Annotated in this window: 17 protein-coding genes and 4 tRNA genes; 14 read left to right on the plus strand and 7 right to left on the minus strand. The window is 42.4% G+C overall.

Annotated elements, in window-relative coordinates:
- The first annotated feature begins 70 nt into the window (after nt 1-70).
- Together hemH and JMW64_RS02920 are read left to right on the plus strand one after the other, a co-directional pair.
- Nucleotides 71-1,090 (plus strand): ferrochelatase, encoded by a 1,020-nt coding sequence (gene hemH, locus JMW64_RS02915; protein WP_201552935.1) that lies wholly within the window; start codon nt 71-73, stop codon nt 1,088-1,090.
- Nucleotides 1,091-1,284: 194 nt separating this feature from the next.
- Nucleotides 1,285-2,100, plus strand: coding sequence for a BPSS1780 family membrane protein (locus JMW64_RS02920; protein WP_201552938.1), 816 nt, complete (start codon nt 1,285-1,287; stop codon nt 2,098-2,100).
- A 118-nt stretch (nt 2,101-2,218) separates the two neighbouring features.
- On the opposite strand, the gene JMW64_RS02925 is transcribed toward JMW64_RS02920, so the two are convergent.
- Nucleotides 2,219-2,554 (minus strand): hypothetical protein, encoded by a 336-nt coding sequence (locus JMW64_RS02925; protein ID WP_227694043.1) that lies wholly within the window; start codon nt 2,552-2,554, stop codon nt 2,219-2,221.
- Between the two features lie 196 nt (nt 2,555-2,750).
- Between JMW64_RS02925 and JMW64_RS02930 the strand changes: the two genes are divergently transcribed.
- Entirely contained in the window at nt 2,751-4,052 is a 1,302-nt protein-coding gene (locus tag JMW64_RS02930) for a right-handed parallel beta-helix repeat-containing protein (protein WP_201552941.1), read from the plus strand.
- A gap of 65 nt (nt 4,053-4,117) precedes the next feature.
- On the opposite strand, the gene JMW64_RS02935 is transcribed toward JMW64_RS02930, so the two are convergent.
- The 3 genes from JMW64_RS02935 to JMW64_RS02945 form a co-directional block, all read right to left on the minus strand.
- The gene (locus JMW64_RS02935; protein WP_201552951.1) at nt 4,118-4,903 is read right to left on the minus strand and encodes an SDR family NAD(P)-dependent oxidoreductase; all 786 of its coding nucleotides are present in this window, start codon (nt 4,901-4,903) and stop codon (nt 4,118-4,120) included.
- A 294-nt stretch (nt 4,904-5,197) separates the two neighbouring features.
- A complete protein-coding gene (locus JMW64_RS02940; protein WP_227690144.1) occupies nt 5,198-5,746 on the minus strand; it encodes a hypothetical protein in 549 nt (182 codons plus the stop codon).
- A 251-nt stretch (nt 5,747-5,997) separates the two neighbouring features.
- Nucleotides 5,998-7,158 (minus strand): hypothetical protein, encoded by a 1,161-nt coding sequence (locus JMW64_RS02945; RefSeq protein WP_201552955.1) that lies wholly within the window; start codon nt 7,156-7,158, stop codon nt 5,998-6,000.
- Between the two features lie 92 nt (nt 7,159-7,250).
- Between JMW64_RS02945 and JMW64_RS02950 the strand changes: the two genes are divergently transcribed.
- Nucleotides 7,251-8,027, plus strand: a complete 777-nt coding sequence (locus JMW64_RS02950) for a hypothetical protein (RefSeq protein WP_201502018.1) — start codon at nt 7,251-7,253, stop codon at nt 8,025-8,027.
- 37 nt (nt 8,028-8,064) lie between these two features.
- On the opposite strand, the gene JMW64_RS02955 is transcribed toward JMW64_RS02950, so the two are convergent.
- The 3 genes from JMW64_RS02955 to JMW64_RS02965 all read right to left on the minus strand — a co-directional run bounded on the left by JMW64_RS02955 (nt 8,065) and on the right by JMW64_RS02965 (nt 12,580).
- Nucleotides 8,065-8,856 carry a WG repeat-containing protein gene (locus JMW64_RS02955; RefSeq protein WP_201502019.1) on the minus strand — a complete coding sequence of 264 codons (792 nt, stop codon included), beginning with the start codon at nt 8,854-8,856 and terminating at the stop codon, nt 8,065-8,067.
- A 122-nt stretch (nt 8,857-8,978) separates the two neighbouring features.
- A complete protein-coding gene (gene polA / locus JMW64_RS02960; RefSeq protein ID WP_406947485.1) occupies nt 8,979-11,969 on the minus strand; it encodes a DNA polymerase I in 2,991 nt (996 codons plus the stop codon).
- Between the two features lie 197 nt (nt 11,970-12,166).
- The gene (locus JMW64_RS02965; RefSeq protein ID WP_060490459.1) at nt 12,167-12,580 is read right to left on the minus strand and encodes an organic hydroperoxide resistance protein; all 414 of its coding nucleotides are present in this window, start codon (nt 12,578-12,580) and stop codon (nt 12,167-12,169) included.
- Between the two features lie 278 nt (nt 12,581-12,858).
- Here JMW64_RS02965 and JMW64_RS02970 point away from each other — a divergent pair, with 278 nt between their 5' ends.
- From JMW64_RS02970 to tuf, 10 genes are all read left to right on the plus strand, one after another.
- On the plus strand, nt 12,859-13,782 hold the full coding sequence (locus JMW64_RS02970) for a hypothetical protein (RefSeq protein ID WP_201552958.1): 924 nt from the start codon (nt 12,859-12,861) through the stop codon (nt 13,780-13,782).
- A gap of 188 nt (nt 13,783-13,970) precedes the next feature.
- Entirely contained in the window at nt 13,971-15,566 is a 1,596-nt protein-coding gene (locus JMW64_RS02975) for a peptide chain release factor 3 (protein WP_045453786.1), read from the plus strand.
- A gap of 213 nt (nt 15,567-15,779) precedes the next feature.
- Nucleotides 15,780-16,634 carry an RsiV family protein gene (locus tag JMW64_RS02980; protein ID WP_227675940.1) on the plus strand — a complete coding sequence of 285 codons (855 nt, stop codon included), beginning with the start codon at nt 15,780-15,782 and terminating at the stop codon, nt 16,632-16,634.
- 123 nt (nt 16,635-16,757) lie between these two features.
- Nucleotides 16,758-17,924: an FHA domain-containing protein gene (locus JMW64_RS02985; protein WP_201552974.1), complete on the plus strand. Its 1,167-nt coding sequence runs from the start codon at nt 16,758-16,760 to the stop codon at nt 17,922-17,924.
- 213 nt (nt 17,925-18,137) lie between these two features.
- Nucleotides 18,138-19,634 carry an anthranilate synthase component I gene (gene trpE, locus JMW64_RS02990; RefSeq protein WP_201552977.1) on the plus strand — a complete coding sequence of 499 codons (1,497 nt, stop codon included), beginning with the start codon at nt 18,138-18,140 and terminating at the stop codon, nt 19,632-19,634.
- Nucleotides 19,635-19,815: 181 nt separating this feature from the next.
- A tRNA-Thr gene (locus JMW64_RS02995) sits at nt 19,816-19,891 on the plus strand.
- Between the two features lie 67 nt (nt 19,892-19,958).
- Nucleotides 19,959-20,042, plus strand: a tRNA-Tyr gene (locus JMW64_RS03000).
- Between the two features lie 84 nt (nt 20,043-20,126).
- Nucleotides 20,127-20,200, plus strand: a tRNA-Gly gene (locus JMW64_RS03005).
- A 119-nt stretch (nt 20,201-20,319) separates the two neighbouring features.
- Nucleotides 20,320-20,394, plus strand: a tRNA-Thr gene (locus JMW64_RS03010).
- 523 nt (nt 20,395-20,917) lie between these two features.
- Nucleotides 20,918-22,108: an elongation factor Tu gene (gene tuf, locus JMW64_RS03015; RefSeq protein ID WP_055124836.1), complete on the plus strand. Its 1,191-nt coding sequence runs from the start codon at nt 20,918-20,920 to the stop codon at nt 22,106-22,108.
- Nucleotides 22,109-22,272 lie beyond the last annotated feature (164 nt).

Below are 22,272 nucleotides of genomic sequence, written 5' to 3' on the forward strand. Positions count from 1 at the left end.
TCAATCATGACTTAATAATCTTTTATCGCATATTCTTCTTTAATTAACCTAATAATAAAATAGTGCTGCTATGAAACCTGAACTGCCTCCCCGTATTGCCGTCCTATTAGTGAACCTAGGTACGCCAGATGAGCCAACAGCGCCTGCCGTACGTCGTTACTTAAAACAGTTTTTGTCTGACCCCCGTGTCATCGAGATTCCAAAATTCTTGTGGGCGATTATTCTCAATTTGTTTGTATTGCCAAGCCGCCCTAAACGTGTGGCAAAAGCCTATGCCAGTATTTGGGAAGGCGACTCACCGATTCGTAAGATACTAAAGAGCCAAGTGGAGCTATTAGAACCACGGCTTGCAAATAGTGCCGCACCATTTCGGGTTTCTGTCCATCCGGCGATGAGCTATGGCAATCCTGGTTTGCCTGATGTGATGGATACCTTGCGCGGTGAAGGCGTTGATCACTTTGTTATCTTGCCATTATTTCCACAGTATTCCGCTTCCTCTGGAGGTGCTGTTTATGATGCGTTGACAAAGTGGACGTTAAAGCAGCGTAATTTGCCGAACTATACTATTGTCAAAGATTACTTTGCGCATCCGCTGTACATTCAAGCATTGGCTGATTCGATTCGCCGATTTCAAGCAGAGCATGGCAAGCCTGATAAGTTGATGTTTAGCTTCCACGGTATCCCGCAGCCTTATGCTGATAAAGGTGATCCGTATCCTAAGCGTTGTAAATGTACCGCTGCACAAGTGGCTCACGCGCTTGGTCTAAAGGATAACGAATGGATTATCAGTTTTCAATCACGCTTTGGCAAGCAAGAATGGGTCAAGCCCTATACCGACGTGGTATTAGAAGAGTGGGGCAAGTCAGGTGTGCGCTCGGTACAAGTCATTAGTCCGGCTTTTTCTGCTGATTGTCTGGAAACGCTAGAGGAGCTTGCCATCGAAAATCGTGAAAACTTTCTTCACGCGGGTGGACAAGAATATCACTATATTCCCGCATTGAACTTGGATGAGGCGCACATTGATTTGCTCGAAGCGCTCAGTGCGCCATTGGTCAAAGGCTGGGCGGGAACGCTAGATGGTTGGGCTTGATTAATTGAATTTGTAAATCATAAAAAATACCGGACATCATGTTCGGTATTTTTTTGACTAAATGATTTTAGTGAATTTTATTAAAATGGAATAAAGTTGGGATTTTTGGTGACTGATATGTAAAACTATGCCAAATAAACTTTTATTGTCATTGTTAATTTTACGTTTGCTTAACTTTATTTTTGAGGATAAATATGTCCAGCTCCAATTATTCACAACCCTCTGTGTCTCTACAAAAACCTAACGGTCAACCACCGAACTTACCGCCCACTGACGAGTATGGCGGCCTATTACCGCAGTTATTGGTAGAACCTCGAATGTGCCAAGCAGGATGGGGTATAAGTTGGATTACCAAAGCATTTGCAATATTTAAAGATCAATTTTTATTATGGTTAGCTATTGGTGTTGTTTATTTAATCATTGCTATGATTGGTAGTAGCGTACCCGTGATAAATTTCATTTTTCCTTTTCTTTCCTTTGTTTTTGTTGGTGGAATAATAAAAGGTTGTGCCGATCAAGCTATAGGTAATGAGCTGAGGTTTGACCATCTTTTTTCAGCTTTTTATACGCATCTCAAGCCATTAGTTATTTTATTCGTCTTGTATTTAGTAGCTGTTATTGTTGCAATGATACCTATGCTGATTATATTCGGTGGTATGGCTTTGTCTTTAGCTCAGGAGTCAAGTGACGTTGCGATTGCAGGTATGGTATTGGGTGTTTTATTGGTTTTTGTACTATTATTTCCTGTACTTATGGCTATCTGGTTTGCACCTGCTTTAATTGTGCTTCACAACATTGAGCCTGTTCAGGCAATGAAAATGAGTTTTAAAGGATGTTTAAAAAATATCTTACCATTTTTCGTTTTTTGGTTAATTGCTCCTATAATAATGATATTGATGGTAGTTTTTACACTAGGACTAGGTATGTTAGCACTGCTTCCAATAGGTATGATTACCTACTACACCAGTTACCGAGACGTTTGGACAGATCAGCCATTGTCAGCGCTATAGTTGGTTGTTTAACAGACCCTAGTATCAGAAGTACAGTAGGCACAATAAAAAAGCACGCCCATTATATCGAGCGTGCTTTTTTATTGTTTGAAAGCTTTTTTATCATGAAAGAGCGTGGTTAAAAATCGTCATCATTACTACGTTCCGCCGCATCTCTATCAGCGATATCGACAATATCTGGGTAATCGCTGTCATCCAAATTATCGTCCACTAATACTTCATCGATTCGCGATTCGTCTATATTTTGATGATGGATAGGGGTTAGCCCTTGAATTGCATCACTTCCGGCTTGTGAGTTGTCGAATCCTGCGCTATTGTCAATGACATCATCATTATCAATGGTATGCAACATAGGGTCAGCCAAATCAATTTCTTGGCTGTTATTATTGATGTCCGTATCACCTTCAATGTGATCCATTGCTTCTGGTAATGGGCTTTTTGAATGGTCCATCATGGTTTCCTTATTATTGATAGTTATTATTAATGGATGTGACTGATTTTACTTATTAAGATTTATTTATTAAAAGCATTGTGACTTTATTAAAAACATTGTGACGTGTTATGACGCTTGCTAATAGTAGTAAGGTGTCACAGGATGTTCAAAAAATGTAAGACAAGTACAAGATAGACATAAAAATAGGAAATATACGATGGTATCAAGTAGTAGGTTGTTCGTCACAATATCCTTAATCAGTGCCACAATAGGTTTGACGGCTTGTGAAGGTGTACCTTTTTCTGGTAGCAGCGCCCATAGCAGCTTGGATAAGGCTGATTTAAAACAGCCGTTAATTATCGATGCCAAACTGCCAAAAGCCACGACAATCATAGACTGCGCACAATTAACGCCGAAGCAAATAGTTAAGGTAAAAGGTCACAGCGTACTCAGTGCAAGCTGTGATTTGACAGCCAAGTCGATACGCTTTGAGTTGAATGATTCGCACAGCTCTCTCGACTGTCAGGGCGCACTACTCAGTACTCGCGCTGATGATGCATCAAAGGTTAGCGCAATTATGATTAAGCCCAAAACAGATAGTGCTATCGAAGATATTACCGTTGCCAATTGTCATGTGGATGGCTATGGTCATGCGTTACATATTCGCCAATATAGCCAGCCCAATCAGCGTTATGCGCGCGGCTTGATAGACCCTGCTGCCAATCGTGCGCTTGCACCAAGCGATATTCGTGTGATTAATGTGAGTAGTCAAAACAGTATCAATAGTGGCATGTTCGTCGGCGATCATGTGCATGGCGTAAGCTTTGATAAAGTACGTATTCAAAACTCAGGTACTGTTGGGCTATATTTAGAATTTGGTAGCCGCGATAATGTGATTCAAAATTCGGTGTTTGTCGGTAATGGTTTCCGTACCTTTAAGCCCAATCGTGAGGCCATTGCCGTGGATTCGTCGAGCAATAACCGTATCGAAAACAATCAATTTATCCATAATGGGGCAGGCAGTATTTTGCTGTATCGCAATTGCTTTGAGCATGCTGATGATCGGGCGCGTGGCAATCACTTTAAGCGTACCGAGTCGAGCCGTGACAATATGATTCGTGGCAATACTTTTAACGACGAGCCAGTCGGGGTTTGGGTGGCGTCAAGACAGTCGCGCAATCTAAAAGGTTTTGAATGCGGTGCTTATTTGCTGAAGCAAACGCCATTTGCCAGCTATCATTTAGACAGCGCTAAGGACAATCAGATCATCGATAATCGATTTGAGCAAGTCGAGCAGGGCATTATCGTGGAGGACGATGGCACGCTAATAGCTGGTAATCAATTCGCTGCTGATGTGAACTTACCGATTAGCGTTGGTTCTGAAATTCGGGAAGACAGCGCAGCAGGGGCGATAAAAGAAACGGTTATCAGCAACAATGCTTTTATCGATAAGACCACTGAGCAAGCCATAAAAATTCGTGAGGCAAGCAAAACGGCTACTCATATTGAGCAGCCGTAAGTGTGGTTGTATATTAAATAAGCGTTACCGGTTAATAACAGTATAACGAATAGGTGATGTTGTTATTAAGCACCAACCTTGGTATTGACCCAGCGGATTACAGAATCTGGCGTGACTTGCGAGACTGCTTGAAAGAGTTTTGCTGGCATGCCCACAGAGTAATGCGTACTTTTGAGTTTACGATTGGGACTGGTCGTCAATTTACACAATGTTTTGGCGACATCGTTGACCGTTAGATGGATGCCCAAGCGATCCATACTGGTCACTTCGATATCGGCAGTCATGTCAGATTTGACCCACAGCGGAATCACATCGATCACCTTGATACCCAATTTTTCGTACTCAATATTAAGGCCTTCTGTGAGACCTCGCACAAAAAACTTACTGGCCGCATAAGTCGCAACTTCGGGTTGACCATAGATAGCAGAAGCAGAGGACACATTGATAATTTTGCCGTCTTTGCTATCAGCCAGATAAGGCGCCAGTTTATGACAGCCAATCAAAACACCTTTACAGTTGACGTCAATTAAAGCCAATTGCTCATCTAGATTGGTCGTTGGTAATGCGCCACTGACCAGCACCCCAGCATTATTAATGAGTACATCAATACCACCGAAATGTTCAATCATTTGCTTGATCGCATTGTCCCACGAATCAGGCTGGGTGACATCCAGCTGACCTGTAATAATACGCTGTTGTTTGACGGCTTTCTTAAAAGATTTGTCTTTAATGGCGCTTTCAAGTGTGGCAGTATTGGTCGCAAATAACCCAATATGATGACCTTTTTCCGCCAGCCTTTTGGCGGTGGCCAAGCCGATACCACGTGATGCGCCTGTAATCAATATATTCATAATAAGTGACTTAATCGTTATTAATCATGAGTAAATCGAGGTCGTATATTAGGATGCTTATCCCTCGGACTTATTATTATAGTCATTCCACTATAATAATATTACTGCGTTAGCCTCGCTTGAAGTATTAAATATACATCTACACTCGGTTGCTTTGTACTGTTTTTAAATTGAACCGACTATAGTATAACAAATTCGTCTAAATGTATTTTGCTAGAGAGTATAACTATTGATGTAGAGCGCATGGTAATTAATATAATGAGCAGTTATCACTGTTAGCAGAGACACTCTGCGTTAGTGTGAAGCCGTTTGACAATGCAGCTCGCTCGTCTCTTCTGCTTGACAGTCGTACTCGTTTAAGTTTAAGCGCCACAAATAAATCAAGGCAATGCCATAAATAGCAGTCTCTGACAGCTCTTCTGTGATGACGCCAAAAGCTTCGGGAATCATAATGGCGTTTTCGCCCATATATTCTAATAATGCCAAGGCGGCGACGCTAAAATACAAAGAAACGGGTACTTTTTTTAATATTGACCAAAGATAACGCCATGAATAAGCCAATAAACCAACGATCAGCACATAAACGATGGTCAGGACGAGGTCTTCCCACCAGTCATAAGAATGGCTGAACAACATAAAGTCAGTGGGAACCAATAAGTCTGGTAGATAATTTAACTCACGGCGTATCACAGCAAAGAATACCAGCACCGCTGCCAACCAAAAAGCTCGAATCTGTTTAAACGTATTTGTGGCAGAGCTCTGTCGTAAATACTGCACGCAACGTAGCAGACAGGCGAATAAAATAATAATGCCAGGGATTTCGATGATGCCATCTGAACTCAAAATAAAAACCTCCTGATTTTTTAAAATAAAAAAAGTGAGCACAAAGGCTCACTTTAGACCGAAATTTATTTAATTACAGGTAACGTAATAGACCGCTATTATAACGCCAATGTCAGCGCTATAACGTTATTTAATATAACTAATGAGTCATATGTCATTGTTAATACAAGCAAACAAATGCTCTTTGTTGTGCACATTGCTATCGGCTATTTATACCTATGATGATACAACCAATTCAATAGATAGTAGGGTTAAAATAAGGCTTCCATCCGTAATAATGCTGACGGGTAATGGTCCTTATCCGCTGTTTTATCATTGTAATAATTTAGCTCTGTTTGTACATAAAGCCACTCTCGCCAGACAGGTTGGCGGTAGCTTATAGCAGGGCCATAGCTGTTTAATGTTGATTTATCATGGTCAAAGTAACCGCCAGTAGAGACACCATAAGCCAACTGTTTTTCATTGCCCAAATAGTGCACTTGTCTGAGGTCGTTGCTCCAGACTGTGCTTTCTTCATTGTCTTGATTGCGATAACGGATGGCGGTGCGATTATTGATGAACCGCTCAGCATTTGTGCCATATTGCAGATTTAGCCCGCCTTTTGCATAGTGCTCACTATCGAGTCCATAACGATAGTAACTATCACTAGTGACAGTCCATTTTTTATTGTCATACCAGTCTTTATCGGCGCTCACTTTTACGTATAAGTCATCGAGCGAGCGAACCCCGACATCGATATCTGTTTTGACCCCTAACTGCTGCTCAACCTCATGACTAAAACGTGACCAACGTAGGGCGATAGAACCATTGTCTTCCCGCGTTTTTCTTCTGTTGACGAGTCCATCTTGGTTACTGGTACTTGCTTGGTAAGTATCGCCCGTCACATTCTGTTTTAAGAAGGTATCTTCATCCAAATCCTCATCACCGATAATCAGACTTAATCTTTTTTCTAACACTGGCAATCGTAAGCGGCCGCGAATCCTAGGTTCAACGCTCACGTCACTGCCTGATTGTGGATCGTTGACCCAGCGGGTATCTAGTACAACTCGTAAACTGGCTTTGGCGGGTTTTTTGGGATCCGGTTCGCCGAACCAACCGTCCATTTTGTGTGCCCATTCATGCAGTTGCTCTTGGACCTCTTCACGGCGTTCGTCCGTCCAATTTTGTGCTCCTTGTACTGATGGAGCAGACTGCTCGGCAGTTGTTTCGGTAGGTTGAGATCGATAACCAAATTGATTGAGGTTTTCATCTCGATTAGAGTTAGCATCATGATATAACGAAGCCGTGTCAGATTTTAGCGGTTCGACTTTCGGCTCTGTGGTAGACGTAGTATCCGCCCATGCTTGCGTGCATAAACTTAAGCTGGCAAGTGTGTAAAGGGTAATGGTATTGAGATTTGCTGGTTTAATCATGGAGAGCTTCAATTACTTTGGGTAGCTAAAAAGGACAAACAAAAGTATTATGCCATAGGTCGTTAAGCACATACATATAGAGGCGCTATTATATGAAAGTTTTAATCATTGTAAGCTTGTTTCTGATGGTCTTGCCTTCAGCACATGCTGAAATATCTCTTGATGCTAGGCAAGCTGTTGAAAAAATTATGAGTGTTTATTACAGTTCAAGCTATGATAAGTTGCGTGGTTGTACCTTATATGATGAGGGCTCAGAAACCTATTGCCTCGCTCCTAAGCATTATGAATTTAAAAACATCGAGGGAGTAGATACTTTATATGTATTGGTTTCTGGTGATACGGTGGAAGATGGTGCACGAGTGACACCAGGACTTGGCGGTTTATTTATACTTTATAAATTAGGCAATTCTTGGGTCGTCTCTGCAAGCAGTCCTTATATAAAAAATGGCGGAGCGGGTAGAAGTCAGCTGATAGATTTTGATTTAAGAGAAGTGGGTGCTGATAGGTACGGTTGGGTAGGTAAGTTTTGTGGCTCCGGTGCAGGTGGTCAAACCAATTGTTCTTGGAGTATGTACGCTGCTATGACAAGTGGTAAAGTCGAAGAAGTGGCAAGATTGGATTTAGATTATTCGTATGAGCTTATGAGTAAACCGTCATATGGTGAAGCTGAAAGTGATGTTAGTATCAATACAGGTGGGGTTATGACTCAAGGCTTTTATCCCTTAAAAGTCACTGTCAATTACGAACACGGTCTTTATGATAACAACTACGAGCCAATACCCTCTAGTCTGGATAAAGGTACAGATAGCTTTATTGTAGAGTTCAACGAGCAGACACAGATGTTTAACTTGCCAGATGATAAAAGTTAAGATGAAAAATTCTTATTATCTTTAGCGGTTACTGTATTTATCTTTGTCTATCGAGTATCACTTCAGGCATCGTGTCAAGATAGCTGCTAACAGCTAAGCGATCACCATTTGAATCAAAATAATAAAAATTATTGCCTTTCAAAAACTTAAAAGTATCTATGTAATAATTATCAATGAAAATAGGCATGTCATACTCCGTAGGGACGATTATTTTATTATCTTTATTTATCATGCCATAACCATTCTCTTTTGCCACGACTGCCAAGCCATTATGAAATGAATCAGCATTCAGATAGTTTAAGGGTACAACAGTCTTTCCACTGCTATCAATATAACCCCACAGTTCATCCTTTCTTACAGGTGCTAGTCCTTCTGAGAAATACCTGATTTCGTCAAACTGATATGGAATAGTAAGTTCGCCAGTATCATTAATAACACCCCATTTACCCTCGTACTCAACAGCCGCCTTACCTTCAGAAAAAGGTCTGACATCATCATATATTATCGGAATAATGACTTGGTTTTTTTTGTTGATGTATCCATGATGTTCATTTTTTTTAACGATGGCGAGTCCATCAGAAAACTCAGCAGTAAAGTTATAACTGAATGGAACGATGATATTGGCTTGTTTATCAATAAAACCATATTTCCCATCTTTCTGAGCACTTGCTAAACCTTCATTAAAGTCACATAGCTCACCCCAACTTACTCCCTTCGACAACTTATATCCTGGCAATAATCCGCATGCTATTACGTAATTGCTTAAAGACAAGCTAAAAGCTAGGATGAGTGTGGTCGATAATTGTTTGATAACGGAATCCTTAGTCATCAACGTCAGCTCCTACGAATTAGATACTATCGATTGGGTATGATATGGGCAATCTAAAGAACAGCCCATATCCTATAAAATAAAAACGTTAGGTCTTGAGCTGTTTTATTCTACAAAAATGCTTAATGTGCCTCATCCCAATTCTCGCCAGCACCCGTCTCAACCAATAAAGGCACGGCAAAATCCACGTTCCAGCCTTTTTCAACAGCAGTGGTCGTTAAGACCTCTTGCATTGCATTGGTAATGAGTTGGCTAATTTCATCTACCTTGTCACTATCCACTTCAAACACCAATTCATCATGGACTTGTAGCAGCATTTTGGCTTGCGCTTTTGGCAGTACTTTATCGACGGCAATCATCGCCAGCTTAATTAAATCAGCCGCTGAGCCTTGTAGTGGCGCGTTAATCGCAGCACGTTCCGCGCCTTGTTTGACCATGCGGTTGCTGTGAGTAATATCAGGCGTGTAGAGCTTACGACCCAATATCGTCTCGACATAGCCTTGCTCGTGAGCACTGGCACGGGTATTGATCATATAGTTTTTGACACCCGGGTAGCGATCAAAATACATATCGATATAATCTTGTGCCTCATTGCGGCTCATTTGCAATTGCTTAGCCAGTCCAAAGGCGCTCATGCCATATAGCAGACCAAAGTTAATGGCTTTGGCATTACGGCGCTCGATCGAGGTTACGTCAGCAACATCCTTGCCAAGTACTTCAGCGGCAGTCGCAGCGTGAATATCTAACCCTTCGTTGAAGGCGTCAGTTAAGTTTTTATCGCCTGAGAAATGTGCCATGAGACGCAATTCAATTTGTGAATAATCCGCCGCCAAAATAACGCGACCTTCTGGGGCGATAAAGGCTTGGCGAATCAAGCGGCCAGTCGCAGTACGAATCGGAATATTTTGTAAATTGGGATCAGTCGAAGACAAACGCCCAGTACTGGTCAGTGCTTGATGATAGCTGGTATGGACGCGATCAGTTTCGCTATCTGCGACATTATCAAGCGCATCGGTATAAGTGCTTTTGAGCTTAGATAGACCGCGATATTCTAAGGTAATATCGACCAATGGATGATCGATTTTTGACAGTACGGCTTCACCAGTAGAGTATTGACCTGATTTGGTCTTTTTGCCACCCGGAACGCCGAGTTTTTCAAATAGCATCTCACCGAGCTGCTTCGGTGAGCCTAAGTTAAACTCTTCACCAGCGACTTCATAAGCACGTTTTTCTAGCGCGATAATTTCTTCATCGAAGCGCTTTGATAACTCGTTTAAAAATGGGCGTTTGATTAAAATGCCGTTTGCTTCCATTTGACAGAGGATTTCGGCGGTTGGGATTTCTAGCTCATTGAGCAATTTGGTATTATTGTCATCATTGGCTAGCTCAACGCTGAACACCTCAAATAGCTGATAAGTAATGTCAGCATCTTCACAAGCATAGTCGCTAGCGATATCGATGGCGACTTGATCAAAGGTGACTTGCTTAGCGCCTTTACCAGCGACATCTTCATAGCTGATGGTTTGGGTTTGTAGATAATGGCGTGCCAAATCATCCATGCCATGACGAGTGATAGCGGCATTAATCACGTAGCTGGCAAGCATGGTATCCATCGCCCAATTATTGGGACGAGCATGAATGCTACCCAATAAATCGATATCATAATGGCTGAGAATATGCGCATCGTATTTTAAATGCTGACCGATTTTACCGATATTTGGGTTTTCTAAGATAGGTTTTAGGCGAGCCAATACGCTATCGCGGTCGAGCTGTTTAGCCGTCAGTTCGTCACCCTCTAGCGCATGTGTCAGTGGTATGTAATAGGCTTCATGCGCTTGTACCGCAAAAGACAAACCGACGATTTGTGCTTGACGCCAATGGACGCTAGTGGTTTCGGTATCAATGACAAAGTGCGGCGCAGACTCTAATAATTCGACTAGACTCTCAAAAGCTGGTTCGTCGAGCACAGTATGCCACGCTCTATCATGCTGTTTGCCGTTTTGGACATTCTCAATACTGCTTGATTGTAGCGATTTAGCGATTTGTGCTTGTGATTCAGCATCTGCTTGGCTACTTGCAACACTTTGTACGCCGTTCCCATTAGCATTGGCTGGATGGTTTGGGTGGTCAAGAGAAGCAAGCTCATTTCTAAACTCAAGCTCGCTATACAGCTCGCGCAATTCATCTATATGAGCACAAGGATTGGTATCGATTTTCAAATCATTCCAGTCTTGACCGATATCTAAGTCTGTGACGATAGTGGCCAGTTTGGCATTGAATGGAATTTCCTCTGCATGCTCAATCAAGCCTTTAGCGCCGCGTCCTTTAATAAAGCCAATATGCTTTAACATATTGTCGATATCACCGTACTCAACGAGTAAGTCTTTAGCGGTTTTTTTACCGATGCCGGGCACGCCTTTAATGCCGTCAGAGGCGTCACCCATCAAGGTTAAAAAATCAATCATTTGATTTGGATTAATACCGAATTTTTCGATGACCGCTTGGGTGTCTGTCACTTTGCCCGTGAAGCTGTCTTCCAATATGACGCAGTCATTGACCAGTTGCATCATGTCTTTATCGCCGGTTGAGATAACCACATGATGACCTTGCTCGACCGCACGGTGCGCCAGTGTGCCGATAATGTCATCCGCTTCTGCACCTTCGATGCGTAACAGTGGAATGCCCAAAGCGGTTACCAAGCGATGGATATAAGGAATTTGCTCCACCAGCTCTATGTCGATGGGCGGACGAGCCGCCTTATAATCAGCAGACATATGATGGCGAAAGGTCGGTGATTTGGTATCAAAACAGACCGCCATATGGGTGGGATGATATCGACGCATCAATTTTAACAGTGCATTGAGCGTGCCACGGATGGCATTCGTTATCAGCCCTTGCGAGTTTTGCATGGTTTTTGGCAAGGCGTGATACGTGCGGAACAGATAATAAGAGCCATCAACCAAAATAAAAGGTGGCTGATTTTTGTCCACGTGACTGGTGTCCATAGTCGCTACGTTGGGCATGGTATCAAAATTTGGTAAGGCTTTAGGGTCAAGCGCTTGATGCGAGTTGTGGTTATTGTCTACGGAGGAGTCGGTCATATGGTCAGTCATAAAGGTCACTTATTATTAGGTATCAGATAGAGTAAATATCAGATAAAACGATGCTTCCATTATAACGATAAAATCAGACCTTGCCGAACTTCTCGATAGTTATGATATTTCTACTGCTGACAGACGCTCATAAAAAAAGAACCCAGTATTCACTGAGCTCTCTTATAGATAAAGCCGATATTGTTATTGTTAAAAATCTATCTCACTTCTGAAGTCACTTCGCTATCGATATTACCGTGAGTCGCTTTAGAATATGGGCAAACTTTATTGGCTTTTTCGACCAATTTTTGGAACTCATCCGCTGATAGCTCTGTGTTTTCAGCAGTGACATGAATTTTCACGGCTAATTGAAAATCTAAGCCTTCACCTTTCATTAAATCTACGGATACTTCAGTGGTAGAGTCAAACTTTGCTTTTTCTGCCCCTTTGACCGCAGCAAGTGCGCCATCAAAGCAGGCTGCATAGCCCATCGCAAATAACTGTTCTGGATTATTACCGTCCTTACTGGAACCCGGCGCGACCATATTAATCGTCAAATCACTGTCTTGCAGACTGGCATTACCTGTACGGCCGCCAGTAACTGTTGCTTTGGTGGAATATAGTGTTTTCATAACATATCCTTTGTTGTGAGTTTTTATGTTCAAGCATTAAATTTTGATAGGGATTCAGCATAACAAACCAGTGCATGAGCAATATAGGTCAGTCGTAAGTATATACTGTGGATTTGTAAGTGAACTGTTAGTAGAATCTTTAGCTGCATTTAACTATCGCAGGAAAAGCTTAATCGCTATAAGTAACAGAAGTATTAATGTAATATAGGAATATAGCTGTAAAAAATAAAGTTACCAAAATAGATGATAAAAAATCTAACCAATAAAGGTCTTATTCGATGAATAAATCAATGGTGTTACCTATTGCACTTTCTTTGCTAACATTTACCCTTGCTGGCTGCGGCGGGGAGGATGATGGTATTTATGGTTCGGGTAGTAATAAGATTACGCTGACCAGCTTTGACAATAGCTATGATAAGCAAGCGAAAGATAGCGCTATTGCACGCATCGATGAGACCTACCGTACTGGTGAGCGTGAAATCAAGATAAAAAATATCGTTAATAATTATAGTAATCAAGGTTTGAATACTTTGGACAGAACGGTATTATCAGACAATTTTGAAGGGCGACTGGAAAACAAAAACATTGAAGTTGATAACCGCACTGTCAAACGCCCTATCTATGAAAAAGACAGTAATAACAAGCTAGACTACGAAACCAATTATAAGACGCTTAACTTATCAGGCTTGCAGGCAAACAGTTATAGCGCTGGTACAAACATAAATAACAGTCGCGGTATTCTCACCGACTTAAATAATTATCCTAAGATTCCAGCCAATGCAGAGTTTCCGATAGGTTCTGTTTGCTATATTCCAGTAGTCGAGAGCGAACGCTCGTTTTTAGCCTTTAACGACAAAAACAAGACGGGATATACATCGCTTGATAAGTGGATTGATGCAGCTGAAGACCGCTTTAGCGATGATAGAGGCTACAGAACTTCTGAGTTTGGTGTAGGCATAGGCAATAAGCAAAAAGCGGCACAAGTGACGTTCTTTGAATACCGGAATCAGCCTGCTTATCAGTACAATGGTGTCGAATATAACGATGGCACGGATGATAAAAATGCTATTTATGAAGCAAATTATGTTGCCAAAGGTGTGATGAATCCGAATACCAACAGTATTCGCGGTGTGGTGGATTGTACGATAGTCAATGAAGCCGCAGGAGATTTCTTGGCCGCACAAATCAAACGCTACTATTAATCTTAAAAAAGCATCGTGTTAAAAAACTGACCAACACTCTCTATTTAACTATCTAGGGAGTGTTTTTTTATGCGCTAATTCTGCACCTTGACGCTAAATCCGCTACAATACGCTCATTATTTATTCTATTTAGTTAGATTACTGTCTAAAAGACAGCCTTTTTGAAGTTAAGGTTGAAGCCAAAAATTATGAGCGTAGATCCAAAGAAATTAAACAAAGAAGTGGCTAAACGCCGTACTTTCGCCATTATCTCGCATCCCGATGCAGGTAAGACCACCATGACTGAAAAGTTACTATTATGGGGTCAGGCAATTCAGGTAGTAGGCGAGGTCAAAGGCCGCAAGACTGATCGCCATGCGACATCAGATTGGATGAGTATGGAGCAAGAGCGTGGTATCTCGATCACCACTTCTGTCATGCAGTTTCCTTATCAAGACCATGTGGTCAATCTATTGGATACACCAGGTCACGCCGATTTTAGTGAAGATACCTATCGTACCTTGACCGCTGTCGATAGCGCGCTGATGATGGTCGATGGGGCTAAAGGGGTCGAAGAGCGAACCATCAAGCTGATGGAAGTCTGCCGCATGCGCGACACGCCAATCATCTCATTTGTTAACAAGCTGGATCGTCAAATTCGTGAGCCGCTTGAGCTGCTTAGTGAGATTGAGGCAGTGTTAAAAATTAAATGTATTCCAGTAACTTGGCCTATCGGTATGGGACAAGATTTCGTTGGTGTCTACCATCTGACTGAAAACAAGACCTACCTTTATGAAAAAGGTAATGGCGGTAAGATGACAGTCTCTGAGACCCGCGCGGGCTATGATTATCCAGATATCCGTGAGCGTTTGGGTCAATTGATGTTTGATGCTTTCGAAGAGTCACTTGAGCTGGTACAAATGGCGTTAGAAGAATTTAGCGTTGAGGCGTTCTTAGCGGGCGAGATGACGCCAGTATTGTTCGGTACAGCATTGGGCAACTTTGGCGTAAATATGGTACTTGATACCTTGATCAAATATGCACCGCCACCCAAGTCGCATCCGACCAATGAGCGTGAAGTAGCGGCAACAGAAACAGATTTTAGTGGTTTTGTCTTTAAAATTCAGGCCAACATGGACCCACGCCATCGTGATCGCATTGCATTTTTACGCGTGTGTTCAGGCAAGTATGAAAAAGGCATGAAGCTGAAGCATGTGCGTTTGGGTAAAGATGTACGTATTGCCGATGCACTGACCTTTTTGGCAGGGGACCGCGAAGCGTTAGAAGAAGCGTATCCGGGTGATATCATCGGTTTGCATAATCATGGCACTATCTCTATCGGTGACAGTTTTACCGAAGGCGAAGAGCTGAACTTTACGGGTATTCCGCATTTCGCGCCTGAATTGTTCCGCCGTGTCATTCTAAAAGATCCGCTCAAATCAAAAGCCTTGCAAAAAGGGCTACAGCAGCTAAGCGAAGAGGGCGCGACACAGGTCTTTATGCCGCAGATTAACAACGATTTAATCTTGGGTGCGGTTGGTGTACTACAGTTTGAAGTGGTCGCGCATCGTCTCAAAGAGGAGTACAAAGTACAGTGTATCTTTGAGCCGGTATCGATTGCCACCGTACGCTGGATTCATTGTGATGATGAAGTGGCATTGGCGAAATTCAAACGCAAAGCCCATGACCAGTTGTCGCTAGATGGCGGTGGTTATTTAACGTATCTTGCCCCATCACGGGTCAACTTGCAGCTGATGCAAGATCGCTATCCAGAAGTCACTTTTAGTAATACTCGTGAGCATTAAAATCCATCGTTTCACGAGTTAGTTTATCTTTTAAGACACGCCAGCCGTGTCTTTTTTATTAGCTTAGATTTAGGCATTAAACGAGAGAGGGTAGGTAGCTATTCGTTAGCAGGAGACAGCAAAACCCTAAAAACACAAACAGTGTTCCTACAATACATCGTAATTGTTACGGTAGAATATCAAGTAACATCTTATGTTTATAAAAGAGGATATATGAACGCTGCGAATCAAATTGATATCAATAAGCCAACAATGAATCCGCATTTATCGATGACAGCAAGTCGTAGTCGTCTGCTGAGACTGCTTGCCGGCAGTTTACTGCTAGGTAACATCGCGATGCCTGCCAATGCAGGTAATCTCATCAGTAGCACGGATTATCTAGAATATGAGCTGCCTAAAAAAGTGCAAGCACAGTGTGTTGAGCGCGATAACTGTCCAGAGATTGACATCAAATATCTGAAGACCAATCACGGTTGGATCAATGATATCGCCAATGCGCGTATTAATCATTTAGTCGTCAATAGTAAACCGACTGAATCTGTGCCTATCAAAACGAACGCCAATCAGACAATGGTGAAAGCCGCCATTGATGACTTTGCCAGCTCACAGTTCATAGATATGCCAGAGGGCAGTTCATGGGCTTATAGCTTAATGGTAACGCCTGAGTATTTAGGTCATGTCAGTGATTTTGAGCTGTTTGAAATCAATACTTATGTCTTTACTGGTGGCGCTCATGGCATGCCTTATAGCGAATACTTAATATTTGACCTTGGCACCAAAAAACAAATCACGCTTGAGGATATGCTTCAATCAGGCAAGGAATCACGTTTTAAAGCGCTTGCTTATGATGCTTATAAAACGTGGGTCAAAACGGTTGACGACGATGTCAGCAGTTATGAGAAAAACTGGCCATTTACCTTAAGTGACAATGTGACACTGACAGACAAAGGCATCGATATCCGTTATCAGCATTATGCTATCGGCGCATATGCTTATGGTATGCCGGTACTTAGTATTCCGTACAGTAAGCTCGACGGTGTCATAAAGCCGCACTTTATACCTAAATAGTTCAGATAGTCATTGCATAACTTATTACGGTTTATATTAAAAAAATCGTAAAATCTCTTAAAAAATTGGCAATGATTTATCTAAAACCATTTGAAATTTAATAAAAGAATAAGGAGTTACCGCATGACGAACAATACAGATAGTATGAAGGCGACAGTCGACACAGAGACTTGGCAACTTAATGCCTTAACAGAAGCGCTTGGTGACCTAACGTTGACGGTCAATGACAGCCTGTCTGTTGGTCGTGGCAGCGACAATGACGTGGTACTTGGTAGCAAGCAAGTATCGCGTAATCATGCGGTGTTAAGCATCTTAGATGGTCGATTGTATGTCAAAGATTTAGACTCATCGAACGGTACCTTTATCAACGAGCAGCGTATCGAAGGTAATACATCGAGCCTTTTACAGGTAAATGATACCATTGGATTTGCCAGTTTCAGCTTTCAGGTAAACGCGCCACTTGCTGCCACAGATACTGATGTATTAGCGCCCGTAGCAGTACAGGATTCAGTGGCTAAGACTGAGACAGTGGTTGCTGAAACGACTGCCGAAACACAGGCTGTCGAAGACTCGACGGTGAGTGAACCTGTTATTCATGAATCAGTAGTAAAAGAGCCGATTGTTAAGCAAACGGGCGTCGAAGATATTCTGCCTGTGACAGCTGATTTGAAGACAGTACCTGTTGATACAGCCTCGGATAGAGTAGCAGACTCAGTAGCGGTAGCTGAGACCAGTGTTAATGAAACAGTTGAACCAGTCTTACAGGAGCCGATTCAGGAGCCGATTGTGAAACAAACGGGCATCGATGAAGTCCTAACGGCTATAGATAATACCGTGTCTAACACAACTGAAGCGGCACCAGTCCCCGCTGCAACTGTAATAGATGCACAACCTGCTGTAAGTCAGCCAGAAGCCGTCACAGCGACAGAGGCGGCACCGACAGCACCTGCTCATGATACGTCATTAGTAGAGCAGTCAGCTGTACATGAAAAGCCAGCAGTTGAATCAGAGCATGACAAAACGACTAAAACTGCTCTACAAGAAGAAGCAGATCCCGACATTCTACGAGCTAAGCAGGCGGCAACCGCACAATTTTCTGGCACTGCCAATCTAGGTCAATCTCGTGATGTTGGGACAGAAGGTAATAATGCGATGGATCAGACTATCAGCAATCCAGCCAATGCAGGACAGGCAGAGAAAAAACCAAGCGGTGGTTGGTTTATTTGGGTGTTTATTGCCATCATCATTATTGCGTTAGCATTGTGGTTATTTAACATGGGCGGTGCGTAACTAAGTACTGACCAGTGCGTTTGAGATGCTCTAATCCAAGCGGCTTTGGTATAATTATTAGCCCATTGTTAGCTACTATCGGCTAATAGTCTAGCAACCCTTACGAATATGCCACTTTGATAGCGTCAACATTCAATAGAGTGTTGACGCTATATTTTATTTAACAGTCTGCTGTTTTATCTTTTGCCAATATTTTGTTAAGAGAGCATTATTATGATGAACTTTGAAGAATATCAAGCTTTTAAAGACCGTGGCTTTAGTCATGCTCCACTGATAAAAAAACGTCTAATGGATGCACAGACACCAGTATCTGTATTTTCTAAAGTACGTGATTTAAACGGCTCTGCATATTTATTTGAGTCTGTCGTAGGCGGGGAGCGTTGGGCTCGATATTCGATGATTGGTTTAGGTAGTGATCTCATTTTGCAGTATGCCGATAGTAATATGACCGTCAAAAAAAATGACCACACCGATGTCGATGCAGTCGCTGAGCCGTTTGACTATATCCGTCAGCTAATGGCGCAATATAAGATGCCAACAGTCGAGGATATTGCAACGCTACCGAGCTTTAGCGGCGGCTTAGTAGGTTACTTTGGCTATGACATGGTGAGGGTTATCGAGCCAAGCGTGGGTTTGTCAGACGCCCCCAATCCGATGACAATGCCGGATATGTGGCTGATGCTGTCAATGAGCGTGATTGTTTTTGACAGTTTAGAAAATACGTTATCTATCATCGTCTATGCTGATTGTCACACTGAAGATGGCTATAGCAATGCCATCCGCGAGCTAGAAAAAATTGAAGAAAAACTGGCAGAAATGCCAAATCTGAGCGCACCCGTAATGCCGACGCCGACATTTACCTCACAAACAGGCGCGCAGAAATATTGTCATGATGTCAATAAAATAAAGGATTACATTTTAGCAGGCGATGTCATGCAAGTCGTTCCTGCGCAGCGTTTGACAGCCGATTATACTGGCGACTCATTAGCAGTTTATCGTGCCCTACGATTCTTAAATCCATCGCCTTATCTGTTTCTGGTGCATGGTTATACCCTCGATGATCACAAGCGTTTCGACATTATTGGAGCATCCCCTGAGATATTATCACGTATCGAAAATGGCAAAGTGACGGTACGACCATTGGCGGGTACTCGTAGACGCGGACAAAATGAAGCGGAAGATTTAGCGCTTGAAGAAGAGCTGCTGAGTGATAAAAAAGAGATCGCCGAGCACTTGATGCTTATCGATTTGGGTCGTAATGATATTGGCCGCGTTTGTGAATATGGCAGTGTCAAAGTCACCGAAAAGATGTTTGTCGAGCGTTATTCGCAAGTGATGCACATTGCTTCTAATGTTGAAGGGACGATATTGCCCAATAAGGATGCGTTGGATGTTTTTTGTGCGACGTTCCCCGCTGGTACGCTATCAGGTGCGCCCAAAATACGCGCCATGCAAATCATTGACGAGATAGAGCCAGTCCGTCGAACCGTCTTTGGTGGCGCAGTGGGTTATCTAGGCTGGCATGGCAACATGGATACCGCCATTGCTATTCGTACTGCTGTGATGCGCCGTGGTAAAATTCATATCCAAGCGGGCGCTGGGGTTGTTGCTGATTCTATTCCAGAAGCAGAGTGGGAAGAGACCAACAAAAAAGCATTGGCGTTGGTCAAAGCGGTAAAAATGGCGTGTAATGGTTTACGGATTCGCTAGGGGCTCCAGTCATAAAAACACAGTATGCGGTTATTGTGGAAAAACCGCCTATTTTTTAATTAAAAAACATCATTACAATCAATCAGTTATATTTTTTTATTGAAATAATCATAAAAAAGGCAAAAAAGAGCTTGCGTCTTTCAAAAAATTTGATAGAATAGCCACCACTTTAAGAGAACAAGCCGACTTAGCTCAGTTGGTAGAGCAACTGACTTGTAATCAGTAGGTCGCCAGTTCGATCCCGGCAGTCGGCACCATATCTCTTAAAGTAGCTTTTTATGAATATGTCTTAAACTAAAGCCATTTTTGTTTAAAGCAACCTAAGGTGGGATTGGGGAGCGGTCAAACCCAACAGACTGTAAATCTGTCGCGAAAGCTTCGAAGGTTCGAATCCTTCTCCCACCACCATATTTTTTTAAGTTTGTCATAGCGCCAAGCATACTCTTTATACTTAATGACTCTCGATTAGAGTCTTCTTGAATAAGAGTAATTGCGGGTGTGGTATAATGGTAACACCTTAGCCTTCCAAGCTAATGACGCGGGTTCGATTCCCGCCACCCGCTCCATATATACAACATCGCAAAGATTATCAATAAATCATCACGACAGTCAGTTTTGATATTGCTGTATCGTGATATTTTTTTTAGTAAATCCATAAGTTGTTTTTTGTGGTTATTAAAAACATGCTCATATAGCTCAGCGGTAGAGCACTCCCTTGGTAAGGGAGAGGTCTTGAGTTCAATTCTCAATATGAGCTCCATTTATTGTTTAAACCTCTTGTGTTTGCTTTGCCATCTTTAAACAGTTCGTGTCGATATCGAAATTACAAAATATTGAAAATTATAAATTACAGTGTAGCAAATAATATTTAAGGGTGACACTGAGGTGTTGCCTTTTAGTGCTGTCAATTTATCAAGCTATCAATACATGAGTAATTATATAAAAGTATCTAAGACAAAATTATTTAAGATAAAAGCATCTAGGTTCGGCAGGCTCCAATATTATTAATGATTTACACTGAGATAAAGTAGTGCAACAGCGATAATGTATAATATCTTGCAATGTTCACTAGATTAAAAAATACGTATAATGCTTAAACCTATGTGTGCAGCATTGAAATGCATGATCTGAGCACATATATATAGTCGTAAAGTGATCAAACAGTTTTAGTAGATAAGCCATAGCGTCAACGGTTTGATGGTTCTGTATGCATCATGAGCCGTCAAACAGCTATTCACCGATCTTTGATTGATAAAGATTCACCAAAAAAAGAGGAAATACCCATGGCAAAGGCCAAGTTTGAACGCGTAAAGCCACACGTCAACGTCGGTACAATCGGACACGTTGACCACGGTAAAACAACCCTAACAGCTGCCATCGCAACTGTAGCAGCAATCACCTCTGGTGGCGAAGCCAAAGACTACGCGTCTATTGACTCAGCACCAGAAGAAAAAGCACGTGGCATCACCATCAACACCTCACACGTAGAATATGACACCCCAGCACGTCACTACGCTCACGTCGATTGCCCAGGTCACGCCGATTATGTTAAAAACATGATCACTGGTGCCGCTCAAATGGACGGCGCAATCCTAGTCGTATCAGCAACTGACGGCCCAATGCCACAAACCCGTGAGCACATCCTGCTTTCACGTCAGGTTGGCGTACCGTACATCATCGTATTCATGAACAAATGTGATGTTGTTGATGACGAAGAACTGCTAGAACTCGTAGAAATGGAAGTTCGTGAACTTCTTAATGACTACGACTTCCCAGGTGATGATACCCCAATCATCCATGGTTCAGCCACTGAAGCCCTAAAAGGCTCACAAGAAAAATACGGCCAACCAGCGGTTGTAGAACTTCTTAACGTTCTTGACACCTACATCCCAGAGCCAGAGCGTGACGTTGATAAAGCATTCCTAATGCCAATCGAAGACGTATTCTCAATCTCAGGCCGTGGTACTGTAGTAACAGGTCGTGTTGAATCTGGTATCGTACGCGTAGGCGACGAAATCGAAATCGTCGGTATCCGTGACACTCAAAAAACCACCTGTACTGGTGTAGAGATGTTCCGTAAACTGCTTGACGAAGGTCGTGCAGGCGAAAACTGTGGCGTACTACTACGTGGTACTAAGCGTGAAGACGTACAACGTGGCCAAGTACTAGCTAAGCCAGGTTCAATCACTCCTCACACCAAGTTTGACGCTGAAGTATATGTACTGTCAAAAGAAGAGGGTGGTCGTCATACACCATTCCTAAACGGCTATCGCCCACAGTTCTACTTCCGTACTACTGACGTAACTGGTGCAATCCAATTACAAGACGGTACTGAAATGGTTATGCCTGGTGATAACGTTGAGATGGGCGTAGAGCTTATCCACCCAATCGCTATGGACAAAGGTCTTCGCTTCGCTATTCGTGAAGGCGGCCGTACGGTAGGCGCTGGTGTTGTTGCTAACGTACTAAACTAATCTATCAGTCTCAGTAATGAGCTTGTAAGTTAGTCATAAAAAGCCATCCTTGTTTAAGGGTGGCTTTTTTTTGGCTACAAAACAGATAACGGCATAATCAATATTATAATGACAAATATTTGAAATACAGTAAGTGCTATTGTATTTGGGTTTGTATAAATAAT

Origin of the sequence: Psychrobacter immobilis, from assembly GCF_904846065.1 — a bacterium.
Lineage (GTDB): Bacteria > Pseudomonadota > Gammaproteobacteria > Pseudomonadales > Moraxellaceae > Psychrobacter > Psychrobacter immobilis_H.